Here is a 15,058-nt window from a genome sequence, read left to right as displayed (position 1 = left end):
TTCAGATTTTTCTCAATTCGGTTTATCATACCCCCATGTTGGCTTTTGCTTATTTTGTACTCATTAAGAAGTTAAAAAAATGTCATCAACGACGATTAAACAAAACACGGATGTGGAATTCAGCCGTTATCCGCTTGAACCCCACCACAAACACGAAATCAATCTTCTCGCGCTGATTGATGTTTTATGGTCTGCGAAAAAACAGATTATTGGCGTGACGCTGATATTTGCGCTTCTTGGTGTTCTCGGCTCGTTTTTGCTGCCGCAGAAATGGACCAGCAGTGCGATTATAACCCCCGCAGAATCAATGCAGTGGCGCGAAGTTGATCGCATGTTGACGCAGCTTAAAGTGCTGAATATTGATGTCTCGTTACACCGTGGCGAAATCTTCAATCAGTTTATTAAGGCGTTCAGTTCCCGCTCGCTGATGGAGGAATATTTCCTCGCGTCCCCTGATGTCATGGGGCAACTGAAGCAGGCTAACGTTGAACCGCTTGAGCTACAGCGCGCGCTGGTGGGCCTCGCAAGCAATATGAAAGCGGCAGATAACGCCAAACTGAAAAACGAGACGGAGTTGCCTTATGTTGCCTGGACTTTAAGTTTCAGCGCGCCAACGAGCAAAGAAGCGCAGACCGTGCTTCAGGGCTATATCGATTTTATCAGTGCCCGTGTCGTCAAAGATGCGATGGATAATATCCGCAATACCGTGGACTTAAATACCCGTTTTGAGCGGGAAAAGCTGGCGCTTGACCGTGTCAGATTAACCACGCAGCGTGATATTAAAATTCAGCGTCTGAATTACTCCCTTGAAGTGGCAAATGCCGCCGGGATTAAGAAGCCGGTTTACAGTAATGGTCAGGTGGTCAATGACGATCCTGATTTCTCAATCGCGCTGGGTGCCGACGGTATTCAGGAGAAATTAAAGATTGAGAAATCCCTGAGTGATATTTCAGATCTGAATGCGGAATTGCGTAACCGTGAATATCACCTGGCAGAGCTTGAAAAAGTGAGCGTCCAGGATGTCTCTTTCTCGCCGTTTAATTATCAGCTTTCACCGTCATACCCGGTGAAAAAAGACGGTGCCGGCAAATCGCTTATTGTGCTGATTGCCGCGGTACTGGGTGGAATGATTGCCTGCGGCGGCGTGCTGCTGCGTAACGCAATGATGACCCGCGTTTTACCGCCAGAAATGACCCTCGAACCGTCGCATTAAATGGCGGTGCCCGGTGGCGTTGCGCTGCCGGGCCGGTTAACGCGTGCGGCCCAGCGGCACCACCAGCGGCGTATGGGCAACCGGATCGTCAATGATGATGCAGCGCAGCCCGTAAATCGCTTCGATCAGTTCTGCCGTCACAATCTTTTTCGGCGCGCCCTGCGCCACGATTCTGCCGTCCCGCAGCGCAATCAGATGCGTGGCGTAGCGACAGGCCTGATTCAGATCGTGCAGCACCGCAGCCAGCGTGTAGCCCTGCTCACGGTTCAGCTCGCTTAACAACTCCAGCACGTCAATCTGATAACTGATATCAAGCCAGGTTGTTGGCTCGTCCAGCAGCATAATTTTGGTTTCCTGCGCCAGTACCATCGCAATCCATGCCCGCTGGCGCTGACCGCCTGAGAGCGTATCCACGCTTTGCAGCGCTAAATCCGCAATCCCGGTGGCCTGCATCGCCCGGTTCACCGCCGCGTCATCCTCTTTGCGCCAGCGGGTGAACAGCGGCTGGTGCGGATAGCGCCCGCGCGCCACCAGCTCCTGCACGGTGATGTCGCCGGGCGTGGTGGCGTTTTGCGCTAACAGCCCGATGCGCCGCGCCACCTCTTTGCTGTTAAAGCGCTGGATCTGCTCGCCGTCGAGAAAAACGTGGCCTTCGGTCGGCGTCATCAGGCGGCTTAAGGTGCGCAGCAGCGTGGACTTTCCGCACCCGTTGGGGCCAATAATCGCCGTGAAATGGCCGTCGGGAATGGTGACATTAAGGCTTTCCGCCACGATTTTTTTGCCGTAGCCCAGGGTGAGCGCATCACCTCGCAGGCGGGATGAAAGTTCACTCATTTCTTGCGGGACTCCTTAATTAACAGGGCGATAAGGTAGATACCGCCGAGGCTCACGGTCACCACGCCGACCGGAAGCTGATACGGAATAAACACCTGCTGCGCACAGAGATCGGCGGCGAGCAGCAGCAATCCCCCGCACAGCGCCGACTGGGTTAACCCCCAGCGCGCGGTAGCGCTCAGGCGTCGGGCAATGTGCGGCGCGACCAGCGCGATAAATGAAATCGGCCCGGCAAGCGCAGTAGCGCTGGCGGTGAGCACCACCGCCACCAGCATCAGCAGCAGGCGCGAACGCTCAACGCTCACCCCGAGTGCACAGGCGGTGTCGTCGCCCATCTCCAGCAACCGCATCCGGCGAACGAGAAGGCCCGCGCAGATGAACATCACCAGCAAAATCGGTGCGGACGGCCAGGTTTTGGCCCAGGTCAGGCCGTTGAGCGAACCGGCATTCCACAGCCCGGCGGTGAGCGCGGTTTCAAGGGAGGCACGCAGCAGCAGCCAGGTATTGAAAGCCACCAGCATGGCGCGCACGCCGATGCCGATAATGATCAGCCGGAAAGTGTCGATGCCGTTGCGCCAGGCCAGCAGCCAGACCACCAGCGATGTGACAATCCCGCCCGCCATTGCCGCCAGCGCAATCGCCGTTAAGTGCTGACCAAACAGCACCATCGCGACCAGCACGCCGCTCCACGCCCCGGTGTTAAAGCCCATCACGTCCGGGCTGCCGAGCGGGTTACGCATCAGCGACTGGAAAATCGCCCCGCTGACGCCAAGCGCGGCCCCGACCAGCAGCGCCATTAATACGCGCGGCAGACGCCATTCGTTCACCACCAGCGTGATGCCGCGCGGCGCATCGCCACGTAAAGCGGCGAAAAGCTCATCAAGCGTCAGCGTTACCACGCCGCTTTTCAGGCTCCACAGCGCCACCAGCAGGCTGACGATCGCCAGCAGAAAACAGGATAAAACTAAACGGCGGGAAGGCGCGGTCACAGGCCACCTCCGCGACGGTGGCGGCGCACCAGCAGGATCAGCACGGGCGCACCAATAAAGGCGCTGACCACAGACACGCGCAGCTCGCCCGGCACCAGCAGGCGGCCAAGAATATCGGCAAACAGCAGCAGGGCAGGGGTGGCCAGCAGGGTGACGGGCAGCGACCAGCGGTGATCCGCGCCCACCAGCCAGCGCGCCATGTGCGGCATCATCAGGCCGATAAACGCAATCGGCCCGACCACAGCGGTGGCGCTGCCGCACAGTACGGTGATCGCCAGCAGGCCGACAAGCTGCGTGCGGGCGACTTTACTGCCGAGCGCCGTGGCGGTGTCGGTGCCGAGACTCAGGCTATTCAGCGCGCGGCTTTGCAGCAGGGCCACGCCTGCGGCAATCAGCACCGGCAGCAGCACGATTTTCAGGGTTTGCAGGGTGCGCACATCAAGGGAGCCCGCCTGCCAGAAACGCAGTTGATCGTAAACGTCCGGGTTAAGCAGGGCGATGCCGCTCGATAAACCTTCCAGCACGGCGGCGAGCGCCACGCCCGCCAGCGTCAGACGCACCGGGCTTAACTGCCCGCCCCCCGCGCTGCCGGTAAAGGCCACCACCAGCGAGGCGGCAAGCGCGCCGGAAAAGGCCAGCGCCAGTTGTTCCACCGGCGTTGTGATGCCGAGCAGGGCGGCACCCAGCACGATGGCGAAACTTGCGCCCGCATTCACGCCCAGTAAACCGGGATCGGCCAGCGGGTTGCGGGTCAGCGTTTGCATCAGCGCTCCCGCGATGCCCAGCGCGCCGCCCGCGAGCAGTCCGGCAAGGGTGCGCGGCAGGCGGGCGTCCAGCACGATAGTGCAGTCGGCGCTCTGGCAGGTGCCCGTCAGGGCGTCAGTGACGACGGAAAAGGGCAGGGATTTCGCCCCGATCAGTAAACTGAGCGCGCAGGCGAGGAGCAACAATAATAGTAACCCGGTCACGGCGGCGGGCCGCCCCAGGCGAGGGGTAAAAGACATAACAGCGTCCCTGAGCTGATAATGATAGTAATTATCGTTATCGATCTTATGCGGGCATGTTAGCATGTGCGACCATCAAAAGGGTAAGAGAAATCGCATTAAGGCACTGTAATGAACCGACAATCCTGGCTGCTGAATATGAGCCTGCTGAAAACCCACCCGGCGTATCGCGCCGTCTTTATCGCCCGTTTTATTTCTATTTTGTCGCTGGGGCTGCTTGGCGTCGGCGTCCCGGTGCAAATCCAGGCGATGACCGGCTCCAGCGCGCTGGTAGGGCTGGCGGTGACGCTCACCGGTGGAGCGATGTTTGTCGGGCTGATGATCGGCGGAGTGCTGGCGGATCGCTACGAGCGTAAGCGTCTAATTCTGCTGGCGCGTGGCACATGTGGCATCGGTTTTGTCGGGTTGTGTATTAACGCCGCGCTGCCGGAACCCTCGCTGACCGCGATTTATCTGCTCGGCCTGTGGGACGGCTTTTTCGGCGCGCTGGGGGTGACCGCGCTGCTGGCAGCAACGCCTGCGCTGGTCGGGCGCGAAAATTTAATGCAGGCGGGGGCGATCACCATGCTGACGGTGCGCCTCGGTTCGGTGATCTCGCCGATGATCGGCGGGTTGCTGTTAGCCTCCGGCGGCGTGGTGTGGAACTACGCTCTGGCAGCGGCGGGCACGTTTATCACCACCCTGACGCTGCTGCGCCTGCCGCAGTTGCCGCCGCCGCCGCAACCGCGCGAGCATCCGCTAAAATCGCTGCTCGCCGCATTTCAGTTTTTACTCCGCAGCCCGCTGATTGGTGGTATTGCGCTGCTCGGCGGCCTGCTGACGATGGCAAGCGCGGTGCGCGTGCTCTATCCGGCGCTGGCGGTGGACTGGCAGATGTCAGCGTCGGAGATCGGCCTGCTGTACGCCGCCGTTCCGCTGGGTGCCGCCTTTGGCGCACTGACCAGCGGCAACATCGCGCAAAGCGTGCGGCCGGGCAGGATTATGCTCTGCGCAACGGTGGCCGCGTTTGTGGCGATTGCGCTGTTCAGCCTGATGCCGGTCTGGGCGCTCGGCGTGTTTTTCCTCGCCCTGTTCGGCTGGCTGAGCGCGGTGAGTTCGCTGCTGCAATACACGCTGATCCAGACGCAAACCCCGGAGGCGATGCTTGGACGGATTAATGGCTTATGGACGGCGCAGAACGTCACCGGCGATGCGATTGGCGCGGCGCTGCTGGGCAGTATGGGCGCGCTGATGACGCCGCAGGCGTCAGCGAGTGTCGGCGGCTGGGTGCTGGCGGGGATTGGGCTGGTGCTGGTGATCGTGCTGGCGGAGGTGCGACGGTTCAGGAATGGGGAGTGTGTGTCACCCTCACACTAAAAAATTACACCCTCACCCTAACCCTCTCCCTGAGGGAGAGGGGATAATCCGAGCGCGGACTTGCCTTTCTCCCTCTCCTGGGGGAGAGGGCCGGGGTGAGGGGAACACTCAGCCAAATAATTCCGCAAACCGCTTAAGCAAAAGCGTCGCGCTGTAGTAATCCAGGCGGAAGGTTTCCGTGCCCAGCGCATACACGCGCTTATTCTTCACTGCATTGAGATGGCCCAGTAGCGGGTTGGCGTAAATCGCGTCGGCGTCTTTCTCATTCCCGGCGAACAAAAACAGCGCTTCGCCGTTCAGCCCGGCGGCCAGGTTTTCCCCGCCCAGTTGCACAATATCATGGCGCTTGCCCTGGCTCTGGCTGGTTTGCAGGCCTGCAGGCAGCGTTGCCAGCGTAAAGCCTAACTGTTCTAACAACTGCCCCTGAGCGGAATCCTTTGTCCACAGATTCGCGTTGTGCGCCGCCGCGTTGTACACCAGCGCACTCACCGGCTGCGGCGGCTGCGTTATCTGCTGTTTCACCTTCGCCAACTGCTCACTGAAATCCGCGATCCGCGCGCTTGCCTGCTTTTCCTGTCCGGTCATCTCGCCTAACTGCGTTAACAGCGTCTGCCAGCTTTTATCGTCGTAGTTAATCACCAGCGTCGGCGCTATGGCGGAAAGCTGATCGTACAGGGCAAGGGCGGAATCACCGCCGGTGGCGCTAATCAAAATCAAATCCGGCATCTGCGCGGCGACGGCTTCGGCGCTCGGCTCGCCAATATACAGCCGCGCCACATTGCGCTCTTTGGCCACCGCACCCCACTGGCGCAAAAAGCCCTGATCGTCGGCGACGCGGTTATTCGGCGTGGTTGCGCCGCTGGCGACAACCGGCGCGTCAATCGCCAGCAGCGAACCGGTGAGCGTCACGCTGGTGGAAACAATGCGCATCGGCTTGTGATCAAGGGTATGCGTTCCGCGACTGTCAGTAACCTGACGTGGCCAGTCGGCCGCCTGGGTTGAAGAAAATCCGAAAACTAAAAAAGTGAGCAGCAAAAAGGGCTTGAGGGATAACGGGGAAAATCTCACAGCGTCGCGTCCTGTTTATATTGCGGTTAACGCTTCTCATTTTCATCATTGCGCTGGCGGATGCAAGCATTAGCGGTAAGAAGCACTAACTGGAGTTGACATGGCAGGCAATAACTCTTAGCTTACCGACCCAAATATAAATGATAATTATTCTTAATAGCTTTACCGTTTTAGGAGGATGATATGGATACGTCCCTTGCCGAGGAGATCCAGCACACCGTGCAAACGCTAACGCCCGATCGCTTTTTCCTGATGTCCCCGTACCGAAGCTTTACCACATCCGGCTGTTTTGCCCGTTTTTCCGAGCCTGCGGTAGAGGGCGATAATCTGCAAAGTGCGTTTCAGACCAAACTGGCCGCCGCCTTTGCGCAGGCAAAAGCGCACGGTATTACCAGCCCGGTCATGGTCGGCGCGATCCCGTTTGACACCACGCAGCCTTCTTCGCTGTTCATCCCCGAATCCTGGCAAACCTTCTCCCGCCCCGCGAAGCAGCAAAGTGCGCGCTATTTTCAGGGTGGCGAGCCGTTAAACGTACTGGCGCGTAAAGCGATCCCGGAGCAGGAGACCTTTATGGCGATGGTGGCGAATGCCGCCGCGCGTACCGCCACGCCGGAAGTCGATAAAGTGGTGCTCTCGCGCCTGATCGATATCACCACCAACGCCCGCGTGGACAGCGGCGCGCTGCTGGAGCGCTTAATTGCGCAAAACCCGGCGAGCTATAACTTCCACGTACCGCTGCCCGATGGCGGCGTGCTGCTGGGTGCCAGCCCGGAACTGCTGCTGCGTAAAGAGGGCGAGCAGTTTAGTTCGCTGCCGCTGGCCGGTTCCGCGCGGCGTCAGCCGGATGACATGCTGGATCGCGAAGCCGGAAACAAACTGCTGGCCTCACAAAAAGATCGTCACGAACACGAGCTGGTGACTCAGGCGATGAAAGCGGTGCTGGCCCCACGCAGCCGTGAACTGCGGCTGCCGGACTCGCCGCAACTGGTGAATACCCCGACCCTGTGGCACTTAGCCACCCCGGTTGACGGCGTGGCCGCAGGTGCAGAAAACGCGCTGTCGCTGGCCTGCCTGCTGCACCCGACCCCGGCCCTGAGCGGATACCCGCATCAGGCGGCGCGCCGGGCAATTGCTGAACTTGAGCCGTTTGACCGCGAACTGTTCGGCGGGATCGTCGGCTGGTGTGACGATCAGGGCAACGGCGAATGGGTGGTGACGATCCGCTGCGCCCGCCTGCACGAAAACAACGTGCGCCTGTTTGCCGGAGCCGGCATTGTCCCCGCCTCATCGCCCGCCGCCGAGTGGCGCGAAACCGGCGTCAAACTCTCCACCATGCTCAACGTTTTTGGCCTGCAATAAGGATTTCTCATGACCATCCCCTTTACCCGCTGGCCCGACGAATTTGCCCGTCGCTACCGTGAAAAAGGCTACTGGCAGGATCTGCCTCTGACCGACATGCTGACCCGCCACGCGCAAAGCGATGCGCCCGCGGTCATTGAAGGCGAGCGCACGCTGAGCTACCGCCAGCTTGACCAGGCTTCCGACAACCTTGCCAGCGCCCTGAGCGCTGCGGGTATCCGCCGGGGAGAAACCGCGCTGGTGCAGCTTGGCAACGTGGCGGAGTTTTACATCACTTTCTTTGCGCTGCTGAAAATGGGCGTCGCCCCGGTCAACGCGCTGGCGAGCCATCAGCGCAGCGAACTGAACGCCTACGCCGCGCAAATCGCCCCGACGCTGTTGATTGCCGATCGCGATCACACCCTGTTTAACGATGACGAATTCCTGAACGGATTTGTCACTGAACACAGAAGCGTGCGCGTGGTTCTGCTGCGTAACGACCACGGCGAGCACGCGCTGGATGCGGCGATTAACCGTGCGGCAGAGAATTTTATCGCCACGCCCACGCCTGCCGACGAAGTGGCGTTTTTCCAGCTTTCCGGCGGCAGCACCGGCACGCCGAAGCTGATCCCGCGCACCCACAACGACTACTACTACAGCGTTCTGCGCAGCAACGAAATCTGCGGCTTCGATGCAAACACCCGCTATCTCTGTGCGCTGCCCGCCGCGCATAACTACCCGCTGAGTTCACCCGGCGCGCTCGGCGTGTTTCTCGCCGGGGGCCGGGTGGTGCTGGCCTCCGATCCGAGCGCCACGCTGTGCTTTGGCCTGATTGAAAAACACCAGATTAACGTCACCGCGCTGGTGCCACCTGCGGTCAGCCTGTGGTTGCAGGCGATTAGCGAGTGGGGCAGCAATGCGCAACTGGCGTCGCTGAAACTGTTGCAGGTCGGCGGGGCGCGGTTATCAGCCACGCTCGCCGCGCGTATTCCGGCGGAGATGGGCTGCCAGCTTCAGCAGGTATTCGGCATGGCGGAAGGGCTGGTCAACTACACCCGGCTGGATGATGGCCCGGAGCGGGTGAATCACACCCAGGGCTGTCCGATGTCCCCGGACGATGAAGTGTGGGTGGCCGATGCCGACGGTAATCCGTTACCACGGGGAGAAGTGGGCCGCCTGATGACACGCGGCCCGTACACCTTCCGCGGCTATTTCAATAGCCCTGAGCACAACGCCAGCGCCTTTGACGCCAGCGGTTTTTACTGCTCAGGGGATCTGATTTCCATCGATGCCGACGGCTACATCACCGTGCAGGGGCGCGAGAAAGATCAGATCAACCGGGGCGGCGAGAAAATTGCCGCCGAAGAGATCGAAAACCTCCTGCTGCGCCATGACGCGGTGATCCACGCCGCGCTGGTGAGCATGGAAGACAGCCTGCTCGGGGAGAAAAGCTGTGCGTATCTGGTGGTGAAACAGCCGGTGCGCCCGGTGGAGATCCGTCGCTTCTTGCGCGAGCAGGGCGTTGCAGAATTTAAACTGCCGGATCGCGTGGAGTGCGTGGACGCGCTGCCGCTGACCCCGGTGGGTAAAGTTGATAAGAAAAAACTGCGCCAGGCGCTGGCCGACAGGTCGCAGGCGTAATACAGGAGCAACAATGGCAATCCCAAAATTAACCGGCTATGCGCTGCCCGTCGCCGCAGAGATCCCGCAGAACAAAGTCAACTGGGCCTTCGAGCCTGAGCGCGCGGCGCTGCTGATCCACGACATGCAGGACTATTTCATCAACTTCTGGGGCGATAACTGCCCGATGATGGAGCAGGTCATCGCCAACATCGCCGCCCTGCGCCAGTTCTGCAAACAGCACAATATTCCGGTCTATTACACCGCCCAGCCGAAAGATCAGAGCGACGACGATCGCGCCCTGTTAAACGACATGTGGGGACCGGGCCTGACCCGCAAGCCGGAAGAGCAAAAGGTGGTCGATGCGCTGGCCCCGGACGCAGACGACACCGTGCTGGTGAAGTGGCGTTACAGCGCGTTTCACCGATCTGAGCTTGAGCAGATGCTCAAAGCGAGCGGGCGCAATCAGCTGCTCATCACCGGCGTGTACGCGCACATCGGCTGCATGACCACCGCCACCGACGCTTTTATGCGCGACATCAAACCGTTTATGGTTGCCGACGCGCTGGCGGATTTCACCCGCGACGAGCATTTGATGGCGCTGAACTACGTCGCCGGGCGCTCGGGCCGCGTGGTGATGACCGAAGAACTGATGCCATCGGTGCCGGGCAGCAAGGCGGCGCTGCGGGCGGTGATCCTGCCGCTGCTCGACGAATCCGACGAGCCGCTGGATGACGAAAACCTGATCGATTACGGTCTGGATTCGGTGCGCATGATGGCGCTGGCCGCCCGCTGGCGCAAAGTGCACGGCGACATTGATTTTGTGATGCTGGCAAAAAATCCGACGATTGACGCCTGGTGGGCGCTGCTGTCGCGCGAGGTGAAGTAATGGCCGCGCTGGATTTCACCGGCAAAACCGTGTGGGTGACCGGGGCCGGAAAGGGCATCGGTTACGCCACCGCGCAGGCGTTTGCCGACGCGGGCGCAACGGTGACGGGCTTTGACGTGGCGTTCGACCAGGCGGCGTATCCGTTCGCCTGTGAACAGCTTGATGTTGCCGATGCGCAGCAGGTCGCCGCCACCTGTGCGCGCTTACTGGCGCAGACTGAGCGTCTGGACGTGCTGGTTAACGCCGCCGGGATTTTACGCATGGGGGCGACGGATCAGCTTTCGCCCGACGACTGGCAGCAGACTTTTGCGGTCAACGTCGGCGGGGCGTTTAACCTCTTTCAGCGCACCATGGGGCAGTTCCGCGCACAAAAAGGCGGGGCGATTGTCACCGTAGCGTCCGACGCGGCGCACACCCCGCGCCTCGGCATGAGTGCTTACGGCGCATCGAAAGCGGCGTTAAAAAACCTCGCCTTAACGGTAGGGCTGGAGCTGGCGGCCAGCGGCGTACGCTGCAATATTGTCTCGCCCGGCTCCACCGACACCGACATGCAGCGCACGCTGTGGACCAGCGACGACGCGGAGCAGTTGCGGGTCCGCGGTTTTGCGGAGCAATTTAAGCTTGGCATTCCGCTGGGTAAAATCGCCCGCCCGCAGGAGATTGCCAACACTGTACTGTTTCTCGCCTCGGATTTAGCCAGCCACATCACGCTACAGGATATCGTGGTAGACGGCGGTTCAACGCTGGGGGCCTGATGATCTGGAAACGTCACTTAACGCTTGATGAACTTAACGCCACCAGCGCGAACACGATGGTGGCGCATCTTGGCATTGTTTATACCCAACTGACGGACGACCGGCTGGAAGCGGAAATGCCGGTGGACGCCCGCACCCATCAGCCGTTTGGCCTGCTGCACGGCGGCGCGTCAGCAGCGCTGGCGGAAACGCTGGGCTCAATGGCCGGGTACCTGATGACCCGCGACGGACAGTGCGTGGTGGGGACGGAGCTTAACGCCACGCATCATCGCCCGGTGTCGCAAGGTAAAGTCCGTGGCGTCTGCCAGCCGCTGCACCTTGGGCGGCAGTCGCAAAGCTGGGAGATTGTGGTGTTTGACGAGCAGGGAAGGCGGTGCTGCACGTGCAGGCTGGGTACGGCGGTAATGGGGTAGTGGGTGGGACGGTTTCACCCTCACCCTAACCCTCTCCCTGAGGGAGAGGGAACAGATTGTGCACAGACCCGCCTTTCCCCCTTCCTGAGGGAGAGGGCCGGGGTGAGGGTGCTTTAAGTCCCCCCCTCCCTGAGGGAGAGGGCCGGGGTGAGGGTGCTTTAAGTCCCCTTCTCCCTGAGGGAGAGGGTCGGGGTGAGGGTGCTTTAAGTCTCCCTCTCCCTAAGGGAGAGGGCCGGGGTGAGGGTGTCCCACTGCCACCAGGCAAAAGTGATCGGCTTAACAATGTGATGTAAATAGCTGGTGGCAGATCTGTTTTCACCGGTTGTCAGGTTGTTAAATCCACAGCGAGTGTTATAGATACAAAATGTAACAACTTACCTCTGCGCTGATGGAAACTAGACCATGAACAACTCAGGGAAATACCTCATCTGGGCTGTGCTCTCCGTCGTGGGTGCATTTGCTCTCGGTTATATCGCTCTCAATCGTGGTGAACAGATCAACGCCCTGTGGATTGTGGTCGCAGCGGTGTGTATCTATCTGATTGCCTATCGTTTTTACGGACAATACATCGCGAAAACCGTGCTGGCGGTGGATGCGACGCGCATGACGCCTGCCGTGCGGCATAACGACGGGCTGGATTACGTTCCCACCGATAAAAAAGTGCTGTTCGGTCATCATTTTGCGGCGATTGCCGGAGCCGGTCCGCTGGTCGGTCCGGTGCTGGCGGCGCAGATGGGCTACCTGCCGGGGATGATCTGGATCCTCGCGGGCGTGGTACTCGCAGGCGCAGTGCAGGATTTCATGGTGCTGTTCGTCTCCACCCGCCGCGACGGGCGCTCGCTCGGTGAGCTGGTCAAAGAGGAAATGGGGCCGACCGCAGGCGTTATCGCGCTGGTGGCCTGCTTTATGATCATGGTGATCATCCTCGCGGTGCTGGCGATGATCGTGGTGAAAGCCCTGACCCACAGCCCGTGGGGAACCTACACCGTCGCCTTTACCATTCCGCTGGCGATTTTCATGGGCATTTATATCCGCTATCTGCGTCCGGGGCGCATCGGTGAAGTGTCGGTCATCGGCCTGGTATTCCTGATTTTTGCAATTATCTCCGGCGGCTGGGTGGCAGAAAGCCCGACCTGGGCACCGTTCTTTGACTTTACCGGCATACAGCTTACCTGGATGCTGGTGGGTTATGGCTTCGTGGCGGCGGTATTGCCGGTGTGGCTGCTGCTGGCCCCGCGCGATTATCTCTCCACCTTCCTGAAAATCGGCACCATTATTGGCCTGGCGATTGGCATTCTGATCATGCGACCGACGCTAACCATGCCTGCGATGACCAAATTCATCGACGGCACCGGCCCGGTGTGGACGGGGAACCTGTTCCCGTTCCTGTTTATCACCATTGCCTGCGGTGCGGTATCGGGCTTCCACGCGCTGATCGCCTCCGGCACCACGCCGAAAATGCTGGCTAACGAAAATCAGGCCTGCCTGATTGGGTATGGCGGCATGCTGATGGAATCGTTCGTGGCGATCATGGCGCTGGTGTCCGCCTGCATCATCGATCCGGGCGTTTACTTTGCGATGAACAGCCCGATGGCGGTGCTGGCACCTGCCGGAACCACAGACGTGGTGGCATCGGCGGCACAGGTGGTGAGCGGCTGGGGCTTTAGCATCACGCCCGACACGCTGACCAATATTGCCAATGAAGTGGGCGAGCAGTCGATTATCTCCCGCGCAGGCGGTGCGCCGACGCTGGCGGTGGGGATGGCCTACATCCTGCACGGTGCGCTCGGCGGGCTGATGGACGTCTCGTTCTGGTATCACTTCGCGATTCTGTTTGAAGCGCTGTTTATTCTGACGGCGGTGGATGCGGGGACGCGTGCGGCGCGCTTTATGCTTCAGGATCTGCTGGGGGTGATTAACCCGGGCCTGAAACGCACCGATTCGCTACCGGCGAACCTGCTGGCGACGGCGTTGTGCGTGCTGGCATGGGGCTACTTCCTGCATCAGGGGGTGGTCGATCCGCTCGGCGGCATTAACACCCTGTGGCCGCTATTCGGGATTGCCAACCAGATGCTGGCAGGCATGGCGCTGATGCTTTGTGCAGTGGTGCTGTTCAAGATGAAACGCCAGCGCTACGCCTGGGTCGCACTGCTGCCAACCTCGTGGCTGCTGATTTGTACCCTGACCGCAGGCTGGCAAAAAGCGTTCAGCCCCGATGCCAAAGTGGGCTTCCTGGCCATTGCTAACCGCTTCCAGGGGATGATCGACAGCGGCAGCATTCCGGTGCAGTACACCGAATCGCAGTTGCGCCAGCTGGTGTTCAATAACCGACTGGATGCAGGCCTGACGATCTTCTTTATGGTGGTCGTGGTGGTGCTGGCGGTGTTCTCGATTAAAACCGCGCTGGCGGCACTGAAAGATCGCAACGTGACGACGAAAGAGACGCCGTACGAACCGATGCCGGGGAATGTGGATCAGATTGTGGCGCAGGCGAAGAGCGCGCATTGATATTAGTTGTTGTCACCCTCACCCCGGCCCTCTCCCTGAGGGAGAGGGAGGTTTTAGTCCCCTCTCCCTCAGGGAGAGGGTTAGGGTGAGGGTGAACCCAACCAACAGGAGCCAACATGTTCGATACCCTATCCAAAGCCGGGAAATACCTCGGCCAGGCGGCAAAGCTGATGATTGGCGTGCCGGATTACGACAACTACGTCGAGCATATGCGCCTGAACCACCCGGATCAGACGCCGATGACCTACGAAGCCTTTTTCCGCGACCGCCAGGATGCGCGCTACGGCAGCAAAGGCGGCGTGAAGTGCTGCTAATCAGGCGTTAAGCCCGCCATCCACGTCGATGCCCGTGCCGGTGATGTGCTTCCCGGCGGGACTCGCAAGGAACGTCACAATCCCGGCGATATCTTCCGCTTCGCCGTAATGCCCGAGCGCAATCCCCTGGCGCTGCACGTCAGCCCCTTCACCGTCTGCCGGATTCATATCACTGTCAGTTGGCCCCGGATGCACCAGATTTACCGTGATCCCGCGCGGCCCTAAATCACGGGCCAGTCCACGGGTTAATGAATTGAGTGCGGATTTAGTCATGGAATAGACGGCAATGCCCGGCAGCGCCACGCGGTTCGCCAGACAGCTACCGATATTGATAATTCGCCCGCCCTCGCCCAGATGCGGGATCGCCGCCTGGGTCGCAATCACCACCCCGCGAATATTGACGTTGATCAGCGCATCAATGTCCTCAAGCGACATCGACTCCAGCGGCCCGCCGCGCGCGATCCCGGCGTTATTGACCAGAATATCCAGCCCGCCAAACTGCGCCACGGTTTGCGTCACCGCCGCCCGAATCGCGGCGGCACTGGCGCTGTCGGCCTGGATCGCCACGCCGTTACGCCCGAGACGGGAAATGTCGTCGGCAACCGCCTGCGCTTTGTCGGCGGATTTCTCGTAGGTGATCGCCACATCCGCCCCGGCGCGTGCCAGCGACAGCGCAATGGCTTTGCCCAGGCCCCGGCTGGCCCCGGTGACCAGCGCACGTTTACCGCTAAGATCGTTATTCATGGTGACTCCTGAT

14 protein-coding genes are annotated in these 15,058 nt (G+C 60.3%); 9 read left to right on the top strand and 5 right to left on the bottom strand.

Annotated elements, in window-relative coordinates; translation table 11 throughout:
• The first annotated feature begins 79 nt into the window (after nucleotides 1-79).
• A complete protein-coding gene (gene wzz(fepE), locus BM373_RS07130; protein WP_090460736.1) occupies nucleotides 80-1,213 on the top strand; it encodes an LPS O-antigen length regulator Wzz(fepE) in 1,134 nt (377 codons plus the stop codon).
• A 36-nt stretch (nucleotides 1,214-1,249) separates the two neighbouring features.
• On the opposite strand, the gene fepC is transcribed toward wzz(fepE), so the two are convergent.
• The 3 genes from fepC to fepD are packed head-to-tail and all read right to left on the bottom strand — an operon-like array spanning nucleotide 1,250 to nucleotide 4,040.
• Complete coding sequence (fepC, locus tag BM373_RS07125; protein WP_090460735.1) at nucleotides 1,250-2,047, bottom strand: iron-enterobactin ABC transporter ATP-binding protein; 798 nt, start codon at nucleotides 2,045-2,047, stop codon at nucleotides 1,250-1,252.
• Nucleotides 2,044-3,036: an iron-enterobactin ABC transporter permease gene (gene fepG / locus BM373_RS07120; protein WP_090460734.1), complete on the bottom strand. Its 993-nt coding sequence runs from the start codon at nucleotides 3,034-3,036 to the stop codon at nucleotides 2,044-2,046. The genes fepC and fepG overlap by 4 nt, the downstream gene beginning before the upstream one ends.
• Nucleotides 3,033-4,040, bottom strand: coding sequence for a Fe(3+)-siderophore ABC transporter permease (gene fepD, locus BM373_RS07115; RefSeq protein ID WP_090460733.1), 1,008 nt, complete (start codon nucleotides 4,038-4,040; stop codon nucleotides 3,033-3,035). The genes fepG and fepD overlap by 4 nt, the downstream gene beginning before the upstream one ends.
• A 111-nt stretch (nucleotides 4,041-4,151) precedes the next feature.
• Here fepD and entS point away from each other — a divergent pair, with 111 nt between their 5' ends.
• Nucleotides 4,152-5,396, top strand: coding sequence for an enterobactin transporter EntS (gene entS, locus BM373_RS07110; RefSeq protein WP_090460732.1), 1,245 nt, complete (start codon nucleotides 4,152-4,154; stop codon nucleotides 5,394-5,396).
• 108 nt (nucleotides 5,397-5,504) lie between these two features.
• Here the strand turns inward: entS and fepB are convergent, their stop codons facing one another.
• Entirely contained in the window at nucleotides 5,505-6,464 is a 960-nt protein-coding gene (gene fepB / locus BM373_RS07105) for a Fe2+-enterobactin ABC transporter substrate-binding protein (protein ID WP_090460731.1), read from the bottom strand.
• Between the two features lie 183 nt (nucleotides 6,465-6,647).
• Between fepB and entC the strand changes: the two genes are divergently transcribed.
• From entC to BM373_RS07070, 7 genes are all read left to right on the top strand, one after another.
• Nucleotides 6,648-7,823, top strand: coding sequence for an isochorismate synthase EntC (entC, locus tag BM373_RS07100; protein WP_090460730.1), 1,176 nt, complete (start codon nucleotides 6,648-6,650; stop codon nucleotides 7,821-7,823).
• 9 nt (nucleotides 7,824-7,832) lie between these two features.
• Nucleotides 7,833-9,443 (top strand): (2,3-dihydroxybenzoyl)adenylate synthase EntE, encoded by a 1,611-nt coding sequence (gene entE / locus BM373_RS07095; protein ID WP_090460729.1) that lies wholly within the window; start codon nucleotides 7,833-7,835, stop codon nucleotides 9,441-9,443.
• Between the two features lie 13 nt (nucleotides 9,444-9,456).
• The gene (locus tag BM373_RS07090) at nucleotides 9,457-10,311 is read left to right on the top strand and encodes an isochorismatase (RefSeq protein ID WP_090460728.1); all 855 of its coding nucleotides are present in this window, start codon (nucleotides 9,457-9,459) and stop codon (nucleotides 10,309-10,311) included.
• A complete protein-coding gene (entA, locus tag BM373_RS07085) occupies nucleotides 10,311-11,066 on the top strand; it encodes a 2,3-dihydro-2,3-dihydroxybenzoate dehydrogenase EntA (protein ID WP_177220125.1) in 756 nt (251 codons plus the stop codon). The genes BM373_RS07090 and entA overlap by 1 nt, the downstream gene beginning before the upstream one ends.
• On the top strand, nucleotides 11,066-11,479 hold the full coding sequence (gene entH, locus BM373_RS07080) for a proofreading thioesterase EntH (protein WP_090460727.1): 414 nt from the start codon (nucleotides 11,066-11,068) through the stop codon (nucleotides 11,477-11,479). The genes entA and entH overlap by 1 nt, the downstream gene beginning before the upstream one ends.
• A gap of 402 nt (nucleotides 11,480-11,881) precedes the next feature.
• Nucleotides 11,882-13,987: a pyruvate/proton symporter CstA gene (gene cstA, locus BM373_RS07075; protein WP_090460726.1), complete on the top strand. Its 2,106-nt coding sequence runs from the start codon at nucleotides 11,882-11,884 to the stop codon at nucleotides 13,985-13,987.
• A 116-nt stretch (nucleotides 13,988-14,103) separates the two neighbouring features.
• A complete protein-coding gene (locus tag BM373_RS07070; RefSeq protein WP_090460725.1) occupies nucleotides 14,104-14,301 on the top strand; it encodes a YbdD/YjiX family protein in 198 nt (65 codons plus the stop codon).
• Here BM373_RS07070 and BM373_RS07065 read toward each other — a convergent pair whose 3' ends face one another.
• A complete protein-coding gene (locus BM373_RS07065) occupies nucleotides 14,302-15,045 on the bottom strand; it encodes an SDR family NAD(P)-dependent oxidoreductase (RefSeq protein ID WP_090460724.1) in 744 nt (247 codons plus the stop codon).
• Nucleotides 15,046-15,058: the final 13 nt, after the last annotated feature.

The organism is Enterobacter sp. kpr-6, assembly GCF_900116015.1.
GTDB lineage: Bacteria > Pseudomonadota > Gammaproteobacteria > Enterobacterales > Enterobacteriaceae > Enterobacter_D.
The sequence above is the reverse complement of the archived record's forward strand: the minus strand, read 5'-3'. Positions and strand labels throughout refer to the sequence as shown.

Excerpts from the sequence above, each read along its gene's own strand:
- fepC (WP_090460735.1), bottom strand. The coding sequence starts at position 2,047 with ATGAGTGAACTTTCATCCCGCCTGCGAGGTGATGCGCTCACCCTGGGC.
- fepD (WP_090460733.1), bottom strand. The coding sequence starts at position 4,040 with ATGTCTTTTACCCCTCGCCTGGGGCGGCCCGCCGCCGTGACCGGGTTA.
- entS (WP_090460732.1), top strand. The coding sequence starts at position 4,152 with ATGAACCGACAATCCTGGCTGCTGAATATGAGCCTGCTGAAAACCCAC.
- entC (WP_090460730.1), top strand. The coding sequence starts at position 6,648 with ATGGATACGTCCCTTGCCGAGGAGATCCAGCACACCGTGCAAACGCTA.
- entE (WP_090460729.1), top strand. The coding sequence starts at position 7,833 with ATGACCATCCCCTTTACCCGCTGGCCCGACGAATTTGCCCGTCGCTAC.
- BM373_RS07090 (WP_090460728.1), top strand. The coding sequence starts at position 9,457 with ATGGCAATCCCAAAATTAACCGGCTATGCGCTGCCCGTCGCCGCAGAG.
- entA (WP_177220125.1), top strand. The coding sequence starts at position 10,311 with ATGGCCGCGCTGGATTTCACCGGCAAAACCGTGTGGGTGACCGGGGCC.
- entH (WP_090460727.1), top strand. The coding sequence starts at position 11,066 with ATGATCTGGAAACGTCACTTAACGCTTGATGAACTTAACGCCACCAGC.
- cstA (WP_090460726.1), top strand. The coding sequence starts at position 11,882 with ATGAACAACTCAGGGAAATACCTCATCTGGGCTGTGCTCTCCGTCGTG.
- BM373_RS07070 (WP_090460725.1), top strand. The coding sequence starts at position 14,104 with ATGTTCGATACCCTATCCAAAGCCGGGAAATACCTCGGCCAGGCGGCA.
- BM373_RS07065 (WP_090460724.1), bottom strand. The coding sequence starts at position 15,045 with ATGAATAACGATCTTAGCGGTAAACGTGCGCTGGTCACCGGGGCCAGC.